Origin of the sequence: Thermoflavimicrobium daqui, from assembly GCF_003313465.1 — a bacterium.
Taxonomy (GTDB): Bacteria; Bacillota; Bacilli; order Thermoactinomycetales; family Thermoactinomycetaceae; genus Thermoflavimicrobium; species Thermoflavimicrobium daqui.
The window spans coordinates 531,569-548,098 of record NZ_KZ845663.1 but is presented as its reverse complement, the minus strand read 5'-3'; the positions used below and the strand labels follow the sequence as shown (position 1 = coordinate 548,098).

At 38.0% G+C, this 16,530-nt stretch carries 16 protein-coding genes; 12 read left to right on the top strand and 4 right to left on the bottom strand.

Features of this window, described 5'->3' with window-relative positions:
• Nucleotides 1–333: 333 nt before the first annotated feature.
• The 3 genes from DL897_RS02580 to DL897_RS02570 all read right to left on the bottom strand — a co-directional run bounded on the left by DL897_RS02580 (nt 334) and on the right by DL897_RS02570 (nt 2,882).
• Entirely contained in the window at nt 334–948 is a 615-nt protein-coding gene (locus DL897_RS02580) for a hypothetical protein (RefSeq protein WP_113657552.1), read from the bottom strand.
• 393 nt (nt 949–1,341) lie between these two features.
• Nucleotides 1,342–2,004, bottom strand: coding sequence for an HAD family hydrolase (locus tag DL897_RS02575; RefSeq protein WP_240627235.1), 663 nt, complete (start codon nt 2,002–2,004; stop codon nt 1,342–1,344).
• A gap of 38 nt (nt 2,005–2,042) precedes the next feature.
• The gene (locus DL897_RS02570; protein ID WP_113657551.1) at nt 2,043–2,882 is read right to left on the bottom strand and encodes a class I SAM-dependent methyltransferase; all 840 of its coding nucleotides are present in this window, start codon (nt 2,880–2,882) and stop codon (nt 2,043–2,045) included.
• Nucleotides 2,883–3,252: 370 nt separating this feature from the next.
• On the opposite strand from DL897_RS02570, the gene DL897_RS02565 reads away from it, so the two are divergent.
• The 12 genes from DL897_RS02565 to DL897_RS02510 all read left to right on the top strand — a co-directional run bounded on the left by DL897_RS02565 (nt 3,253) and on the right by DL897_RS02510 (nt 12,459).
• Nucleotides 3,253–3,885 carry a TetR/AcrR family transcriptional regulator gene (locus DL897_RS02565; protein WP_113657550.1) on the top strand — a complete coding sequence of 211 codons (633 nt, stop codon included), beginning with the start codon at nt 3,253–3,255 and terminating at the stop codon, nt 3,883–3,885.
• Nucleotides 3,863–4,762 carry a 1,2-phenylacetyl-CoA epoxidase subunit PaaA gene (gene paaA, locus DL897_RS02560; protein WP_206186476.1) on the top strand — a complete coding sequence of 300 codons (900 nt, stop codon included), beginning with the start codon at nt 3,863–3,865 and terminating at the stop codon, nt 4,760–4,762. Before DL897_RS02565 ends, paaA begins: the two co-directional genes overlap by 23 nt.
• Before the next feature lie 11 nt (nt 4,763–4,773).
• Nucleotides 4,774–5,142, top strand: coding sequence for a phenylacetic acid degradation protein (locus DL897_RS02555; RefSeq protein ID WP_113657549.1), 369 nt, complete (start codon nt 4,774–4,776; stop codon nt 5,140–5,142).
• Between the two features lie 258 nt (nt 5,143–5,400).
• Nucleotides 5,401–6,195: a 1,2-phenylacetyl-CoA epoxidase subunit PaaC gene (paaC, locus tag DL897_RS02550; RefSeq protein WP_113657548.1), complete on the top strand. Its 795-nt coding sequence runs from the start codon at nt 5,401–5,403 to the stop codon at nt 6,193–6,195.
• A 20-nt stretch (nt 6,196–6,215) separates the two neighbouring features.
• Nucleotides 6,216–6,680 carry a 1,2-phenylacetyl-CoA epoxidase subunit PaaD gene (gene paaD, locus DL897_RS02545; protein ID WP_113657547.1) on the top strand — a complete coding sequence of 155 codons (465 nt, stop codon included), beginning with the start codon at nt 6,216–6,218 and terminating at the stop codon, nt 6,678–6,680.
• A 24-nt stretch (nt 6,681–6,704) separates the two neighbouring features.
• A complete protein-coding gene (locus tag DL897_RS02540) occupies nt 6,705–8,000 on the top strand; it encodes a phenylacetate--CoA ligase family protein (RefSeq protein WP_113657546.1) in 1,296 nt (431 codons plus the stop codon).
• A 115-nt stretch (nt 8,001–8,115) separates the two neighbouring features.
• The gene (locus DL897_RS02535) at nt 8,116–8,433 is read left to right on the top strand and encodes an EthD family reductase (protein WP_113657545.1); all 318 of its coding nucleotides are present in this window, start codon (nt 8,116–8,118) and stop codon (nt 8,431–8,433) included.
• Nucleotides 8,430–9,293: a 3-hydroxyacyl-CoA dehydrogenase family protein gene (locus DL897_RS02530; protein WP_113657544.1), complete on the top strand. Its 864-nt coding sequence runs from the start codon at nt 8,430–8,432 to the stop codon at nt 9,291–9,293. The genes DL897_RS02535 and DL897_RS02530 overlap by 4 nt, the downstream gene beginning before the upstream one ends.
• Complete coding sequence (locus DL897_RS02525; protein ID WP_113657543.1) at nt 9,283–10,008, top strand: 3-hydroxyacyl-CoA dehydrogenase family protein; 726 nt, start codon at nt 9,283–9,285, stop codon at nt 10,006–10,008. Before DL897_RS02530 ends, DL897_RS02525 begins: the two co-directional genes overlap by 11 nt.
• 14 nt (nt 10,009–10,022) lie before the next feature.
• On the top strand, nt 10,023–11,237 hold the full coding sequence (locus tag DL897_RS02520) for a thiolase family protein (protein ID WP_113657542.1): 1,215 nt from the start codon (nt 10,023–10,025) through the stop codon (nt 11,235–11,237).
• 14 nt (nt 11,238–11,251) lie between these two features.
• Nucleotides 11,252–11,647, top strand: coding sequence for a thioesterase family protein (locus tag DL897_RS02515; RefSeq protein ID WP_113657541.1), 396 nt, complete (start codon nt 11,252–11,254; stop codon nt 11,645–11,647).
• Between the two features lie 239 nt (nt 11,648–11,886).
• Nucleotides 11,887–12,459, top strand: coding sequence for a cysteine dioxygenase (locus tag DL897_RS02510; protein ID WP_113657540.1), 573 nt, complete (start codon nt 11,887–11,889; stop codon nt 12,457–12,459).
• A 119-nt stretch (nt 12,460–12,578) separates the two neighbouring features.
• Here the strand turns inward: DL897_RS02510 and DL897_RS02505 are convergent, their stop codons facing one another.
• Nucleotides 12,579–16,424 carry an AAA domain-containing protein gene (locus tag DL897_RS02505; RefSeq protein ID WP_113657539.1) on the bottom strand — a complete coding sequence of 1,282 codons (3,846 nt, stop codon included), beginning with the start codon at nt 16,422–16,424 and terminating at the stop codon, nt 12,579–12,581.
• Nucleotides 16,425–16,530 lie beyond the last annotated feature (106 nt).

The window sequence follows — 16,530 nt, the reverse complement described above, 5'->3', positions numbered from 1 at the left end:
ATTATGGAAAAGGATTTTAACATTTTCAATTTGTATTGAATTATTTTAATATCCTAGGAGTTTTCCTTGTATATCGATTTTAATATTTTCATAGCTTTTGGCATATAATGAAGTGATGTGAAATGGACGTTGGATCATTGCTTCTATAATGAATCGTACAAAGACAGGATCGTTATTTAAACCGTGAGGAATTGAAGTCTTTAAGAGACAAGTTTAGAGAATTTATTAAATTAAAGCTAAAAAATAGGCCTTATATATAGTATATCGCCCAGAGATTAAGGAAGATATAAAAAGGCCCGGATAAGCAATTGGCTTCTATTCTTTTTTAAGAAATTAAGCTTTCTTCTTTTTGGGAGAAATGACATAAGAAAGAGTAATAATTGTATCAATTACGAAGATAATACTCCAAACATAGCTTAGTGAGGTTATACTTTCATTTTTAAACAATTGACCTTTTTCTAATGCAGATGAAAGATCATGAAGCACTTCTGTATTTAAGCCAAATGTAAAGATAAAAATAATATGGACGGTAATGTATACAAGTAGGTGAATACACCATTGTTTTAGTTCCGACTTGGTATGAGCCCATCCATATAATTTTACTTCTTCTAACTCAGATGGGATTGGCTCCCCACGCCACTTTGCTATTTTCCTTTTTATAAAATGATCAAGCCGTTTGAAGTCTTTTTTTCCATAAGTCAAACTATAGATCAGAATGATAATCACTATAATCTGAAAACGGGAAAACTGACCTGTGATTTTGTAATCAATATAGCCTAGAAAAGCAATAAACAATTCATTGGCTAATATAAGTGGTATGGCTAAGATACTTGCTTTTTCAAATCGGAATAGATAACGGAGTGCGAAAAATGACGTGATCAAAATCCAAAATGTGACTTCAGCACCAATCAAAAAAGCAAAGCGATAATTCGAAAAAAATTCAAACATGATTCGTCAACTCCTTGGTGACAAAGAAGAGTTCATTCTTTATTTGAGATGTAAAAATGGGTATTCAGAAAACTAACACTTTAAAGGGATGTGTTAGTTTTATTAAAATTACACTAAAATGTTTTATGATATTCCCTTTCTAAACCCTCCGTTGATATTCGTGATTACAGTTGGGAAATGTTTTTACTAAGATTTTAGTACGCTCTTTTATATTAAGGGTAACTAAACAAGTACTCAAGGTTATTTTTATAAAATTAATCTACTGTTAAGATTTCTCTAAAAAGTATTTAAGCAGATTGGATATTATCATCCTAATTATTAAAAAAACGAAGGAGCTAAATGATCTCCTTCGTTTTTTTAGTCTTTTATTTATCAATAGAGGTTGGCACTAGATTAGTAACCTAGCCTGTCAATAAACTCAATGAATTCATTAATATGATAAAAGAGCTGATGTGGTTGGATCGCAAATTCTCTGGTTTGTGGGGTTGAAAGCCACTGAACAGCTATTGTATAAACACCTGCACGTTTCCCAGCTTCAATATCTGCAAGACTGTCTCCGATAAATAGAGTATGATTCTTATCTGCTTTAAGTGTTTCTAATACTTTTAAAATCCCCTCTGGGTGAGGCTTAGGGTAATTGAGATCATCGGCGGTGATTACTACGTCAAAGAATGAATCCATTTTTAATGTTTGAAGAGAGATATCCAGACTCTTTCTCGCTTTTCCAGTGACAATAGCAAGGTTCATATCTTTTGCTTTCAAATAATGAAGTAAATCTAAGATTTCTTGCGAGTGTTTGACTAGATGACGATGATGGTCCATATAATACTGATAAAAACTATGGATAGCATCCTCAATTTTCTCATGATCGGAAATATTATTTTGAATGATTTCTACTTCAGAGGGACCGAACATCTTTATTATATCTTCAGGTGTAACATTTCTTTGTTCATACTCCTTAAAGACCCTTTGAAATGCATAAAAAACCAAGGGCAGAGTATCAGCGAGCGTACCATCAAAATCAAAAATGACTGTTTGAATCTTTATCCTAAACACCCTTTCTTTTTATAAATTTAATAGCTAGTTTCAAACTGTTATTCACTCTTATGTGCTAAGAAAAAGCCACTTAGTTGACTTTCCCGAAAACCTCCCTCTTCATGAATGATTTGTTCAACTTTTTCAGCAACGAGTTGACGAAGTTGCTCTAACCTAGAAGCAGGAACTTGGATATTTTTGTTTTTAAGTGCCCAATCGATCATTCCTGAGGTGTAATATGCTAAGACAGCTTCGGTCTCTGGCACTACATACTGGTTATAGAGTGTATGGACTTCAAACCATGAAAAGTGATGGCTAAGATAATCTCCTCCTCCTTCGATAGAAAAACGTTTGAATGGTGAAGGGAAGTGGATGACTTCTTCGGGAAAACTGAGTTCGCGTTGTGCTGCACGATGAATAGATTCTAACCTCCCACGGTTATGTATACTATTGGTGGCAAATACAGCCAGTCCTCCTGATTTTAAAACACGTTTACATTCTGCAATGGCAGCGAAAATATCTTCAATATGAAATAAGACAAAGTTAGCCATAACGATGTCAAATGTTTCATCAGCAAAAGGTAAGTTTATGATATCTGCTTGTTGTACTTGGATGTTGGAGTTGGGGCTAAGCTTTTCCTTAATATATGTAATCATTTCAGGGACGAGATCAATCCCAATGATCTCACCTTTTGGTAATCGTTTAGCGAGGGGAAAAAGAAAAGATCCGGTCCCACACCCAGCATCAAGAACCTTTTCATCACCGCGAAGAGGAAGTTGATTCAAAACCCAATCGATTAGGGATGTGGGAGCTAAACCGTACTTTTGATGATATTCTGCACGAGTTTGTAATCGTTGTGGATCTTGATATTGTTCAAGTACCAGTTTGTTGAACGTCATAGATGAAACCCCCTTATGATGTGTTTGAAATACTTTTGTTACTTAATTGTAAACGATATGTAAAAAAACTGACAACTGGACAGAAGAGGGAAAATAGCAGTTATTCTGCTAGATACCCGAAATTCCGTAATTATATTGTGTTTTCAACCGCTACTAGATTGTTTGACAGAAGGTTGATGCTATCGATTATATTAGCTTGAATAGGTTGTACTTTTTTAAATGGTAGATATTAAAAGAAAATACAAAGAAGAGAATAATATATGAAAGAATTATTCAAAAAAACGGATGATATAGTGATTGACATATATTCATACTATTTTTTATTATAAAAACAAACGGGCGCTTGTTTTCTATAGAAGAGGAATGAAAAATGGGAAAAGTTAAAAGGAAGGAAGAGATCCTAACTACTGCTTGTCATCTATTTAGTCAAAAAGGCTATCACGGAACTACCATGCGTGATATTTCCGAAGCTTGTGGTATATTGGCTGGAAGTTTATACACACATATTCGGTCAAAAGAAGATTTACTTTATGAAATTACAGATCGTGGAGCACAATCATTTTTACAATCCCTACAGCAAGTGGTAAATAGTGAGAAATCCGCAGCTGAAAAGCTAAGGCTTGCTTTACGAGCACATATCCAAGTAGTCGCAGAGAATATCGAAGCTGCTACGGTCTTTTTTCATGAGTGGAAAGCACTAACAGGTGAACGTCGTAAGCAAATCCAAAAAAAGCGAGATCAATATGAGTTAATGTGGAAGCAGATTTTGCTTGAAGGTATCCAATCGGGTGAACTTCATGACTTGGATGGTAAATTTGCTCGTTTATTACTCTTATCGGTTGGTAACTGGCTATATCAATGGTACAAGCCAGATGGAAAGTTATCGGTTGATGAGATAGTAGATCGGTTTATGACGATTCTACTCTATGGCTTTTTAGGCCAAAAGGAGGGGATTCATTTTGAATCAGGAAGAAATGTTTATGAAACGGATCAAACAGGGTGAAAAAATCGAAGCTACAGATTGGATGCCTGATGAATATAGACAACTCCTTATTAAACTCATTCATATGCATGCAGTTAGTGAAATTATGGGAGCTTATCCAGAGAAGGAATGGGTTCCGAAAGCGCCGAGTTTACGTCGTAAATTAGCGATCATGGCCAAAGTCCAAGATGAGATGGGACATGGTCAGTTACTACTACGTATCGTAGAAGATTTGGTTTACCCCCTTGGAAAAAAGCGGGAAGATTTAATTGAAGATATTTATTATCACCGGGTGAAATTTCATAATGTTTTTCATATGGAGGCTAGGACTTGGGCTGATGCTGGCTTAATCGGTTGGTTAGTGGATGGTGCTGCGATTATTAATCAAGCTGCCCTTTTATCTACCTCATATGGCCCTTATGCACGTGTACTTAAGCGAATTTGTGCTGAAGAAAGTTTCCATATGCAGCATGGAGAAAATATTATTTTAACGTTAGCCATGGGGACGGCAAAACAAAAGCAAATGCTCCAAGATTCGTTAAACTATTGGTGGGAATCACTTTTATTCTTCTTTGGGCCTAAAGAAGTAACTCCAGCGGCAGAGCGGATGATTCATTACCGCATTCGTACCCTCACTAATGAACAACTTCGTCAAAAATTCTTTGATAAATATATTCCTCGTATCCACTCCATTGGACTTACCATTCCAGATCCTCACTTAAAGTATGATACTGAAAAAAAATGTTGGGTTTATACCGAACCGGATTGGAAGAAATTTAGTGAAATTGTAAAGAAAAATAATGGGCCAAAATCACGTGAACGAATTGAGCTAAGACGTCAAGCTCATGAAGGTGGTCGCTGGGTACGCCAAGCCATGTTATGTAAGCCGGTTGGCTAAGGGGGGATATCATGACCAAAAAAGAAGTGGCTGAGTACGGCGTATATGAAGTGTTTATTCAGAAGAGCTATACAGATCCACATATTCATGTAGGGAGTCTTGTAGCTCCTACCTCTGAATTGGCTATGCAATGGGCACGTGAAAACTTTTTGCGTAGGGATTCAGCTGTAAGTTTATGGGTAGTACAACGTGAGCACATCGATCAAACGTCAACCGATTTTTTGGCTCGAGAGCTAGATAGAAAGTATCGAGAAGTAAGAGGATATACCGAAAATGGACGACTTTGGCGAATGTTTAAAGAGAAAACGCTTACAATTGAGGAGATTGTAGCAGCGGTAGAAGAGAAAAATAGAAACCTAAAGTCCAAGAATAAAAAATAGAAATTATATCGTTAAAACTGCTTCGAGATTAAATGCTATTAACACGTGTTGCATAATTCGATTGAAAAGCCAGAGCATACCGAGAGTTTAAGCGAATCATTTTTGTGTAGGATCGACTTTTGTGCCAAACTGCAACGGAATTGAGTCAAAAACGATGGGTGGATGATAAAGAGGGTAACCTCTATAAAGATTTATGAATTATCCAATAAGGTGTATATAGTGGATTTATTAGAGGATAAAGAGATGAGGGGGAGATCGATGAAAGTCGCGAACGCAAAACAGGCCCAAGAAGATCAAGATTACCATCGAGTTTTATGTGAATTTCTTTTTCAATTAGCTGATGATGAGTTAACTTTGGGGCACCGCGATTCTGAATGGTTAGGTCTAAGTCCGGATATTGAAGGAGATGTCGCCTTTAGCTCCATTGCTCAAGATGAAGTAGGTCATGCGGTGTTTTACTTCGATCTTTTACATGAGTTAGGAGAGAAAAATCCTGATCAGCTTGCTTTTGCACGTCCGCTTACCGAACGACGAAATGCAACATTACTCGAGAGAGAAAATGGGGACTTTGCTTATTCAATCGTCCGTCACTACTTGTATGATGTGTTTGATTCTTGTCGATTAGAAGCGATTGAACAGTCAAGCTATCAGCCTTTGGCTCAAGGAGCGATAAAAATTCGGCGAGAGGAATATTATCATCGGTTACACATGTCAGCGTATTTGAACCGTTTAGGACAAGCAGGTGGAGAAGCCAAAAAACGATTGGAGAAAGCGATTCATGATATTTGGCCGGAAATCGGTGGATTATTTTGCTGGGGAGAATATGAAAACAAGCTATTTGAATATGGAATTATTAGTATTAGTGTGAAAGAGTTACAAGAGCGTTGGATTATGCAAGTTAAATCGACATTACTTAAAGCAGGACTACCTTGGCCTGGTGATTGGCCCAAAGTGAAAAGAGATGGTCGGAAAGGCGAGCATAGCCCAGATTTAGCTAAGTTACTCAGTACGATGTCCGAAGTGTATCAAAGTGACCCATCTGCTAGATGGTGATTATTCTAGGAGGAATAAGGATGAGAGGGCGTTGGTGGGAGGCATTACAAGATGTGAAAGATCCTGAGATTCCTTCTATCAGTATTGTTGAAATGGGTATGGTCCATCAAATTACTCAAAAGGATCATCAACTCCTTGTTGAGATTAAGCCAACTTTTATGGGCTGCCCTGCTTTAGATATCATTCGCGAACGGATTGAATCAAGGCTGTTGGAAGAAGAAGGGATCGAGAAAGTAGAAGTACGGTGGATCACGAATCCGCCTTGGACCAGTGACTGTATTACAACAAGTGGCAGAGAAAGATTAAAAGAATATGGAATTGCACCACCTCCACAAGATGACACACAAACTCTATCGACTCCGGCTTGTCCTTACTGTAATGCAAAAGATGGAGAAGTAGAGAATTTATTTGGTCCGACTGCCTGTCGTGCTATCTATTATTGTAAGCGCTGTAAACAACCTTTTGAGGGAATGAAAAGGGTTTAAAGAGACAATGAAGGAGTGACTAATTTGTTACAGCCGGAAGTCGAAATGATGAGTCGAGTTCAGTTATCTGCTTTACAAAGTAAGCGTTTACAAAATGTAATTGAACGTGTGTCCCATGTGGTTCCTTTTTACCAGAAAAAATTTCAACAAACAAAAATAAACCCAAGTCGATTTAAGGGAATAGAACAAATAACACAACTACCGTTTACAACCAAATCGGATCTACGCGACCACTACCCTTTTGGCTTGTTTGCCGTAGAGATGGAAGAGGTTGTCCGTCTTCATGCTTCCTCAGGGACTAAAGGTAAGCCCACTCTTGTTGGATATACACAGAGAGACATAGAGAATTGGTCTGAGGTATGTGCTAGGGCGATTGTAATGGCAAGCGGGAAAATGGGGGATCGTTTCCACAATGCATATGGTTATGGGCTATTTACAGGTGGCCTAGGGATGCATTATGGTGCAGAACAACTAGGAATGGCTACTGTTCCAGCCTCAGGAGGGAATCGACTCCGTCAGGCTATGCTCATTGAAGATCTAAAGCCAGATGGCATTGCTGGAACACCTTCTTTTATCTTAAGTCTAGGTGAAGTCATGATACAAAATAACAAAGATCCTCGCCAAAGCTCTCTAAAGTATGGAATTTTTGGAGCTGAACCATGGACTGAAGAGATGAGACTAGCACTAGAAGAGATGTGGAATATCCATGCAGTGGATATTTATGGCTTATCAGAAGTGATGGGACCTGGTGTAGCTATGGAATGTTGGCAAGCCAAAGATGGACTACATGTCGCAGAGGATCATTTTTTTGTTGAAGTGATCAATCCAGTAACCCTACAACCCGTACGAGAAGGGGAACTGGGTGAACTAGTGTTCACTACTTTAACCAAAGAAGCACTTCCTTTACTTCGCTATCGAACAGGTGATTTGGCTTCCATTACACGAGAACCTTGCCAGTGTGGCAGGACACATACAAGAATGTCAAGGGTAAAAGGAAGAATCGACGATATGCTCATCATTCGGGGAGTAAATGTTTTTCCTTCTGAATTTGAAGCATTTGTCTTAGGCTATTCAGAACTCGCACCTCACTATCAGTTAGTTGTACAAAAAGAAGGTGCTTTAGATCAGTTGATATTGGAAGTAGAAGTAACTCACGAATTTAACCATCAAGGAGGTGAAGAGAAGAAAAGAGAGTTAGCAGGAGAGATGATGGTTAAACTTTCGGCAACATTAGGGATAACCTGCCAAGTTCATGTAGGATCACCTGGTAGTATCCCACGTAGTGAAGGAAAAGCAGTTCGGGTGATCGATGATAGGTAAAGTTTGCTACATCATAGAATCTGAACCAATCCCTATGAAGTTCCTTGTATGGTAAATGAAAAGCTAATCTAAAGTTTGAGATAGAATCATTTATTTGGAAAGGTGTGGATATCACATGGTAAAGCTAGTTGCATTATACAAACATCCTGAGGACTTTCAAGCCTTTGATGAACATTACTTTCACGTGCATACCCCATTAACCAAAAAAATGCCAGGACTTTTAAAACTAGAAGTCACCCGTTTTACATCTACTCCAATGGGAGATCCATCCCCTTATTACCTCCAAGCGACAATGTATTTCAAGGATAAGAAAGCATTACAAGAGTCCATGATGAGCCCTGAAGGAAAAGCAGCTGCCAAAGATCTAATGAAGTTTGCTGGAAAGCTTGTCACAATGATTATTGGTGAAGAAGTTGATGGTGAAGTAAAATGACCAACGATACATTTCATCGTCTAGCTATCATCGGTGCTGGAACGATGGGGTTAGGAATTGCAGAATTTTTAGCTAGTGTTGGCTACAATGTAGCCATTTATGAATCATCATCCAAAGCTTGGAAAAATAATTGGAGCCGTCTTAAACATCGACTCTCTAAGCAAGTAGAGAGAGGAAAGCTTACCACCAAAGAAATGAAAGAATTATGTCAGCGCATTCATCTTGTTTCGAGCTTATCAGATTTAAGGGAAATGGATCTGATTATTGAAGCTGTGGTTGAAAATATCGAGGTAAAAAAAGAATTATTCTCTCAGCTATCGCAAATCGTTTCAGATACAACGATTTTAGCTTCCAATACTTCTTCTTTATCCATTACTGAGATTGCGGCGGCAGCAGCTAATCCTGAACGGGTACTAGGCTTACACTTTTTTAATCCTGCTGTGAAAATGCCACTTGTAGAAGTAATTAGAGGAGAAGTAACGGAATTAAAATGGATGGAAGAGGTAACACAATGGATAAAAGAAATAGGAAAAGAGCCTGTTCAGGTAGCTGACTCCCCTGGATTTTTGGTTAATCGTGTGGCTCGACCTTTTCATATCGAATCATATCGTTTGATTAGTGAAGGCTTAGCAGATAAAGCACAAGTGGATCGGATTTTACGTGCAGCTGGGTTTAAGATGGGACCCTTTGAATTACAAGATCTGATCGGTATCGATATCAATTTGGCGGCATCCGTATCAGTTTATAGAGGATTTTTTGCAGAGCCACGTTTTCGCCCGCACTATCGGCAGCAGAGAATGATGGAGAGTGGTGCCTTGGGTCGTAAGACAGGGAAGGGGCATTTTACCTATGAGTCGTAGAGTAATACTAGCTGGAAATGGAGCACTATATCCGGAAATAGCGAACTATTTAAAATTGCAAGGTTGGATGGTATATTCCGTAGAGGAGAGTTGGCAGGAAAGAGAGAAGATCCACGCTGTCCTCGAAATTGAATCAGGTTTCAATGATGATAAAAGACAATTGTTAATTGAAGTTGAAAAAATTCTACCACCCGATATTCCTATTTTTACTTCAGTACTACATCGTACGGCAACTGAAATCGCTTCATGGGTTAGAGTTCCTGAGAGGATTATTGGCTTTTCCCCCTTACTCTTATCAGAAATGGAAATTTTAGAAGTCAGTTCACCATTGCAAGTGCGAGACCAACAAAAGTGGGCAAAATTCACTACCATCTGGAGTGAAATAGGAAAACAAGTAGAAATAGTTGGAGACGAACCAGGACTTGTTTTCCCACGAACCCTTGCCCTTCTCGTCAATGAAGCAACTTTTGCTTTAAGCGAAAGGATTGCCAATGCAAGAGATATTGATTTAGCCATGAAACTGGGAACGAATTTTCCAGAAGGGCCTCTATCTTGGGCAGATCAAGTGGGAATTGATTATATTTATGCTATTTTAACAGGCCTATATCGAGAGTATGGAGAAGATCGATATCGACCTGCCCCACTGCTGCGTAAAATGATTTATGCTGGGTATTTAGGAAAAGAAGTAGGACGCGGCTTTTATGATTATGACTAGATGGAGTGGAGGATATGGGCGAACGAGAAGTAGTGATTGTAGATGCCGTACGAACACCAATCGGTCGTTATCAAGGAACATTGAGTATGGTCAGACCCGATGATTTAGCTGCGCATGTGATTCAAGCTCTTTTATTACGAAATCCTAACCTTCAAACCCATTTGATCGAAGATGTATTCATGGGATGTGCTAATCAGGCTGGAGAAGATAATCGTAATGTAGCTCGAATGGCGTCGCTTTTAGCTGGCATTCCTGAATCAGTAGCAGGATGTACAGTCAATCGCTTGTGTGGTTCAGGATTAGAAGCGGTCAACCAAGCGTATGCATCGATTAAGATTGGATCAGGCGATGTTATGGTTGCAGGTGGAGTCGAAAGTATGACACGAGCTCCATGGGTGATGTTAAAACCAGAGACCAGTTTTATACGGGGGAATCAAACTCTGGTTGACACCACTTTAGGTTGGCGTTTTATCAATCCACTGCTATCACAGATGTATGAGCCACAGAGTATGGGAGAGACTGCCGAAAACGTTGCGGAAAAATATCAAATTACAAGAATAGAGCAAGATCAATTTGCTTTCATGAGCCATCAGCGTGCAACAGCAGCTTGGGAGCAAGAGAAGTTTGCTGATGAAGTAATCCCCATTTCCATTCAAACAAAAAATAAAGAGGCTATTGAGTTTACGAAAGATGAACACATCCGTCCGAATACAACGATCGAAAAACTAGCAAAACTCCGTTCTGCTTTTCGTGTCAATGGAACGGTAACAGCAGGGAATTCCTCAGGCATCAATGATGGAGCAGCAGCCCTCTTGTTGATGGAAAAAGAGACAGCAGATCGACTAGGTGTAAGACCCTTATGCAAAATCATTGGCTTTGCAGTAGCAGGTACACATCCACATTATATGGGACTTGGACCTATATTTGCTACACGAAAGCTCCTACAAAGAACAGGAATACAAGTGGAACAGTTGGATCTGATTGAACTAAATGAAGCATTTGCAGCACAAGCACTTGCCTGCATACAGGAGTTAGGACTAGATCTGGAGAAGGTCAATGTAAATGGTGGAGCTATTGCTTTAGGGCACCCTCTTGGAGCGAGTGGAGCACGTATCCTAACTACACTGGTTCATGAACTAAAGCGAAGAAAAGGAAAGTTAGGACTAGCTACCATGTGTATTGGTGTAGGACAGGGTATCGCTACATTGGTGGAACGAATGGATGAGTAGAAGAGGGGATGACGATGAGATCAGGACTTACCTCTGGCTATCAAGAAAGTATGACGATTACCGTTACCCAAGAGATGGCGGCATCCTTTGGAGGTCAGATGATTCATCCCACTTTATCAACAGTAAGTATGGTTTACTATATGGAGTGGGTCGGACGGAAAGTGATTCTTCCTTTTTTAGAAGATGGAGAAGAAGGGTTAGGTGCATCAATCCAAGTTAAACACCGTGCACCTGCTCCCATTGGAAAACAAGTTACTTTTACAGCAACGGTGACTCGTGTGATCCAAAACCAAGTCATATGTACAGTGATTGCTAAACATAACCGAGCTATTGTAGGAGAGGCTGAATTTGTTCAGGTAATTTTATCTAAAGAGAAGATACAAGACCGATTAGAGAAAATGAAGAGATAAGACTGCTTCATCTCGATTTTCCTTTTCGGAATGAAAAACATCGATTGATCCATTTCTTTTGGATCAATCGATGTTTTTTTGATAAACCAGAAATAGAATGCATTTTCTATGTGCATGATGATTATTTTATTGTAGAATAAAGTTACAGACTATTAACATTATAATGGATATTATCATTTTTCTAACAATAATCCGATGAGTTTAGTAAGTTTTTTTGTCGAGTAAAGGAGGGGGTTTATATGGAATTAAAAGAGAGAGTGCAACAAGCTTTTGCGAAGCTAGCAAATCCTTCCTCTAATGATTTAAAAAAAGCAATAAAATCTTTAAAAATTACCTTAGAAGAGTTGCAGCCTTATTTGAATGATCCAGAAACCTTTCCATATGGAAGAAACATTATATATAAAAATGATACGGTTGAAGTAGTAGTCAATAATTGGGCTAATCGTTTCGCTTGTGCTCCACATGATCATGGAAAATCATTTGGTTGGATCTATTTTGTATACGGAGATGCATTGCATGAAATTTATACACTCGATCAGAAAGAAGTATTAACTCATACCGCAACCCGAATAGAAAAAGAAGGAACTGCTTTTTTGGAAACGAGTCAATTAATTCATAGTATCGAAAATCCATCGGAGCAAGATATGCTTGTTACCTTTCATGTCTACTCGCCACCCATTAAAGATATGAAAGTATATAATTTAGAAAAATGTCTAGGATGTATCGTTAGTGAAAAATGCGGAGCTTGGTGGCCGGATGAGCAAAGAGAAGTATTTAAGTTTATGAAACAGAGCCGAAAGATAAAAAATTAAATGACTTAGACTTCCTAAACTTTGCTTTAGGAAGTCTTTTTTGTTGGTTGCGCAAAAGGGCAGTCTCTTTACCCTTAAATATATAAAGCCACTTCTTGGAAGAGAAGCGGCTAATTGATTTACTTAAAATTGTAATAAGATAAGATATGATCGATTTCTTTATTGGGGTCGAATGATGGTTTCGAGTTTAAACTAGCTTTTAAAAGTGTTTTTGAAGTGTCATTTTGATGATGGGCCACTTTAATTCCCTTTTGTTCTTGTGTTTCGGTAGCATCTATTTGTTTACTTTCTTTATAAGGTGTTCTTGAACCATTTGAAATATGAGGGCGTAAGTATTGGTCAATCGCTTCCTCAATCTCTTCGATCACAGCTTCTGGATTCTGCCACCAATTTCGACTCCATACACGTTTGATTTTCCAACCACGTCTTTCTAAAAAGATATGACGATCAACTTCCCTCTCCTTCGTATCAGATGTACTGTGATACATTGCTCCATCACATTCGATCCCAAGAATATAGCGGTGAGGGTCTTCGGGATGCACAATACCAAGGTCAATGGTGTAAGAAGAAGATCCTACTTTAGGAACGACGGTATAACCAAGCCTACTTAATGCTGTTTGAAGTTGATTTTCAAAGGGAGTGTCCATATATCGCTTTATCTTACTAGTACCGTTAATTTTCCATAAAATATGGTCCACTTGGTCTTTATTTTGTCTATGAACTGCTTTTGCGTACTCCAAAAAATGTTTTAAATAAATAGGTCCCTGGTGATCTGTGGAAGATAGTTCGATATCTTCGGGTTCAATACTTGAAAGTACGTATAAATGTTCACGAGCACGTGTAATGGCAATATTTAAATAGTGTTCTCCATCTTCGAGACCGAGTGTATCAAAATAAAATTGAACCTTTCCTTTCTCATTTTTGAGATAACCCATAGAAAAAATTATAAAATCGCGTACATCTCCTTGGGTTTGTTCTACTGTTTTAATAAAAATACGCTCATCTATTTTTTCTTCAATGGCACGGTTATAAAGAGTAGAGAAATGGTTATTTGTTTTTAGCATGGTTTCGATTAATTCAGTGATTGTTTCTTTTTGTTTAGGATGGAAAGTTATAATACCGATTGACTTATCGGGATGAGATTTTAAAAGCTGATTTAGTAAAATGACAACTTTTTTAGCTTCTTCGTTCTCATTTTCATGCTTATCCCAAGAAATTGCTGGATTGTCTAAATTTGTGTGTACATTGGGAGCAATCTGTAATTTACCTTGATAAAAACCGTGATTGGAGAAATGAATGAGTTCTTCCGCTTGTGAGCGATAATGGTATAGAAGGGAGCTTTTATTAAATGCCTCACAGGCATAGTAAAATAAACTCTCTGAACTCTCTGTATGGGCTTCTGTTTCTTCGAAAGTTGTAGAGATCGCTCGATGATTGATAAGTTGTTTATCATCCCCAATGACTACAACTTGTTTACTTCGAAAAATGGCTGGAATGCTTTGCTCAAAGGGACACTGGTTGGCTTCATCAATGATTAATAAATCAAAGCATTCCTTTAATAAAGGAAAGATCGAGGAAACAGTTTCAGGTGAAACGAGCCAAACAGGTAGAATTTCAAGTAATCCTCGATGAGCAAAATGATGGATTAATTTGCGAGTTGGCCATGTCCTTTTCTGCTTACCTGTTTGTTCCCTAAGCTCCTTTACATCTCGAGGATATCGATTGAGAAGTTGATTGGTTCCATACTGTAAGTCTGATCGTAGTACTTTGGTAGCTAAGTCTCTTTTCTCAGCCAAAAGTTGGCGATAGTGGATGCGAACTTGTTCAATTTCACCATTAGAGATCATGGTTAGAATCGGATATTTTTGTTCAATTTCTTGAATCCAAAATTGATAAAGGGATTGAATGACAATTTGATTCCATACTTTAGATAATGGAAATTCTTTTTTTGTATCTACTTCTTGTAAGCGTTCAATCAAGGTTCGTATAATTGGGGTTGTATTTTCATAGATCTGATCCATATCTTTTACTTGATGAAAATCATCTGTGAAGCACTTTCGAATATTCTCCAATTCCTTAAGAGGAATATTCCCTTTGGCTAATTGCTCTTGTAGTTTCTGAACTTGACTAGAAGGAAATATCTTTTCTAACTTTAACAAGTCTTTATTTAACTCAGAAGTGATTTGTGCAATTTTTCCCATGAGCAGTACCTGTTGACTGGTCTGTTCCCAAGTTCGAGATTGATTTTTTAGAGGTGGTAAGGAATCCGATAGTTCTTGAATTAATTTTTTACCTTGGAAATTCGTCCACCAAGCTAGTTTTGTTTTCTCCCATAAGCTTAGATCTTCAGGCTTTAACTTAATAGGAATTTGTTCAAGCTTTTTCGCGATAGACCACAGGAATTGGGGTGTAATATCAGGGTTATTTAGCTCATCTAGCTTATTTATACTGTTTTTGGCCTTTGCAATCATCACCTCTAAGCTTTCATTTAACTGTTCGAAATCAGTACTGGTTAAGCCCGCAAAAGAACGACGCTCTTTAAAGACATATCTTTCTTGGCTAAATTTCTCATAATAGTTGGAATAACGGCTAATCGTTTGTGTAATTTTATTTAGCTGGCTTGTATGAATGGAGTAAGCAATATCTGAGACTAAAATCGGTGAGTCAATGTGTTTAGCCTGACTATATAATTCATAAGCACTTAAGCCAAAAGCTTGCACTTCGTGTAGTGCTTTATATACCTCATTTAACTTTTGCTCATGTTCATCTATTTTTTCGGTAAGCTTACGTAAAAAAGGTTCATAGTTTGGGATATTCGAATAGAACTTGGTAATGAGTTGATGGATTTTTTGATATAAAGCCTTTCGATCTTTCTTTTCATCATGAATCAGAGCGACATATGGTGAAATACCTAACTTTTCTAAACGAGTATAGACTGTATCCAGTGCAGTTCGCTTCGTGCTAATAACCAATACTTTTTTCGTTTGTGAAAGGGCATCAGTAATTAGGTTAGTGATAAGTTGAGACTTTCCTGTACCAGGTGGACCGTTCACTACTACTGCTGTTTCTGTTCTCACTTTTGCAAGAATAGCTTCTTGTGAACGATCCGTTGGTAACAAATAGAAAGGATCTGTCGATTCAGCATCGGATATATCCGCTTTTTTCCCAGTTGGTTTTTGTAGCATGAGTGAAGAGACAATGGGATGTGTCTTAACTTCCGTAGACTGGAGTAGTCGCTGATAGTCATGTAAAATGGATGAATTTCCTTGAGGGAAACTAGCTAATATTAAATGTGGTTTGATCTCCAATTTTTGATTAGGTAAAGTACTCTTTGAATAAACGTCAAAAGGTTGAATCGTCTCTTTTTCATAGGTAACATCAACCTGATATTCTTTTAGCCAACTCGCCCATTTGGCTACTGTATTTCCCTCCAAACGAGCTAAACGATCTACATCTTCAAAAATAGTCTCATCAATACTACATTGATGAAATTGTTTTAGAGCTAAAAAAAGTGCGCGATTGAGTTGTGGTTCTGTCTCTTGGCGATAGAGTTCCCAGCGTATAGGATTTGATTGACATCGAACGAGTCTTACGGGATAAAGAAATAAAGGTGCTTGAATAAAAGTACCATCCTCAAGAGTTCCGCTTAAGAAAGGATAGCCAACAGCTAAGTCATAAATCCCTGTTTCTTCTTCAAGCTGTTTACAGTTCCGATATAAAGATAAAAGGTTTTTATCAATGGGATCTGCATGATGTGAGGCATCAGTTTGCTTGAGGAGGGGAATCAAAGCATTTGGTTTTCTGATTTCTTCTAGGAAATAGGAGAGGAAATCAGCTCCACGAAGACGGGTTAGATCTGTTATATCAAAAGCCCATTTGTGGTATAATTTGATCAATCGGATTGCTCGATTATCTTGGCTGATATCACTTAAGCGATCTTTGAGGCGGATTAATTTTTGCTCCATAAAAAAACCTCCACCTTCTAAAGTCTTACTCAAAGATGTTTTTCACGCCATGTACCAAATCTAAACCTTGATCTCATATACATGTAATATTTACATATATCAGAAA

Excerpts from the sequence above, each read along its gene's own strand:
- DL897_RS02510 (WP_113657540.1), top strand. The coding sequence starts at position 11,887 with ATGGAATTAAAAGAGAGAGTGCAACAAGCTTTTGCGAAGCTAGCAAAT.
- DL897_RS02530 (WP_113657544.1), top strand. The coding sequence starts at position 8,430 with ATGACCAACGATACATTTCATCGTCTAGCTATCATCGGTGCTGGAACG.
- DL897_RS02520 (WP_113657542.1), top strand. The coding sequence starts at position 10,023 with ATGGGCGAACGAGAAGTAGTGATTGTAGATGCCGTACGAACACCAATC.
- DL897_RS02505 (WP_113657539.1), bottom strand. The coding sequence starts at position 16,424 with ATGGAGCAAAAATTAATCCGCCTCAAAGATCGCTTAAGTGATATCAGC.
- DL897_RS02570 (WP_113657551.1), bottom strand. The coding sequence starts at position 2,882 with ATGACGTTCAACAAACTGGTACTTGAACAATATCAAGATCCACAACGA.
- paaD (WP_113657547.1), top strand. The coding sequence starts at position 6,216 with ATGAGAGGGCGTTGGTGGGAGGCATTACAAGATGTGAAAGATCCTGAG.
- DL897_RS02515 (WP_113657541.1), top strand. The coding sequence starts at position 11,252 with ATGAGATCAGGACTTACCTCTGGCTATCAAGAAAGTATGACGATTACC.
- paaA (WP_206186476.1), top strand. The coding sequence starts at position 3,863 with ATGAAACGGATCAAACAGGGTGAAAAAATCGAAGCTACAGATTGGATG.
- DL897_RS02535 (WP_113657545.1), top strand. The coding sequence starts at position 8,116 with ATGGTAAAGCTAGTTGCATTATACAAACATCCTGAGGACTTTCAAGCC.
- paaC (WP_113657548.1), top strand. The coding sequence starts at position 5,401 with ATGAAAGTCGCGAACGCAAAACAGGCCCAAGAAGATCAAGATTACCAT.
- DL897_RS02565 (WP_113657550.1), top strand. The coding sequence starts at position 3,253 with ATGGGAAAAGTTAAAAGGAAGGAAGAGATCCTAACTACTGCTTGTCAT.
- DL897_RS02555 (WP_113657549.1), top strand. The coding sequence starts at position 4,774 with ATGACCAAAAAAGAAGTGGCTGAGTACGGCGTATATGAAGTGTTTATT.
- DL897_RS02525 (WP_113657543.1), top strand. The coding sequence starts at position 9,283 with ATGAGTCGTAGAGTAATACTAGCTGGAAATGGAGCACTATATCCGGAA.
- DL897_RS02580 (WP_113657552.1), bottom strand. The coding sequence starts at position 948 with ATGTTTGAATTTTTTTCGAATTATCGCTTTGCTTTTTTGATTGGTGCT.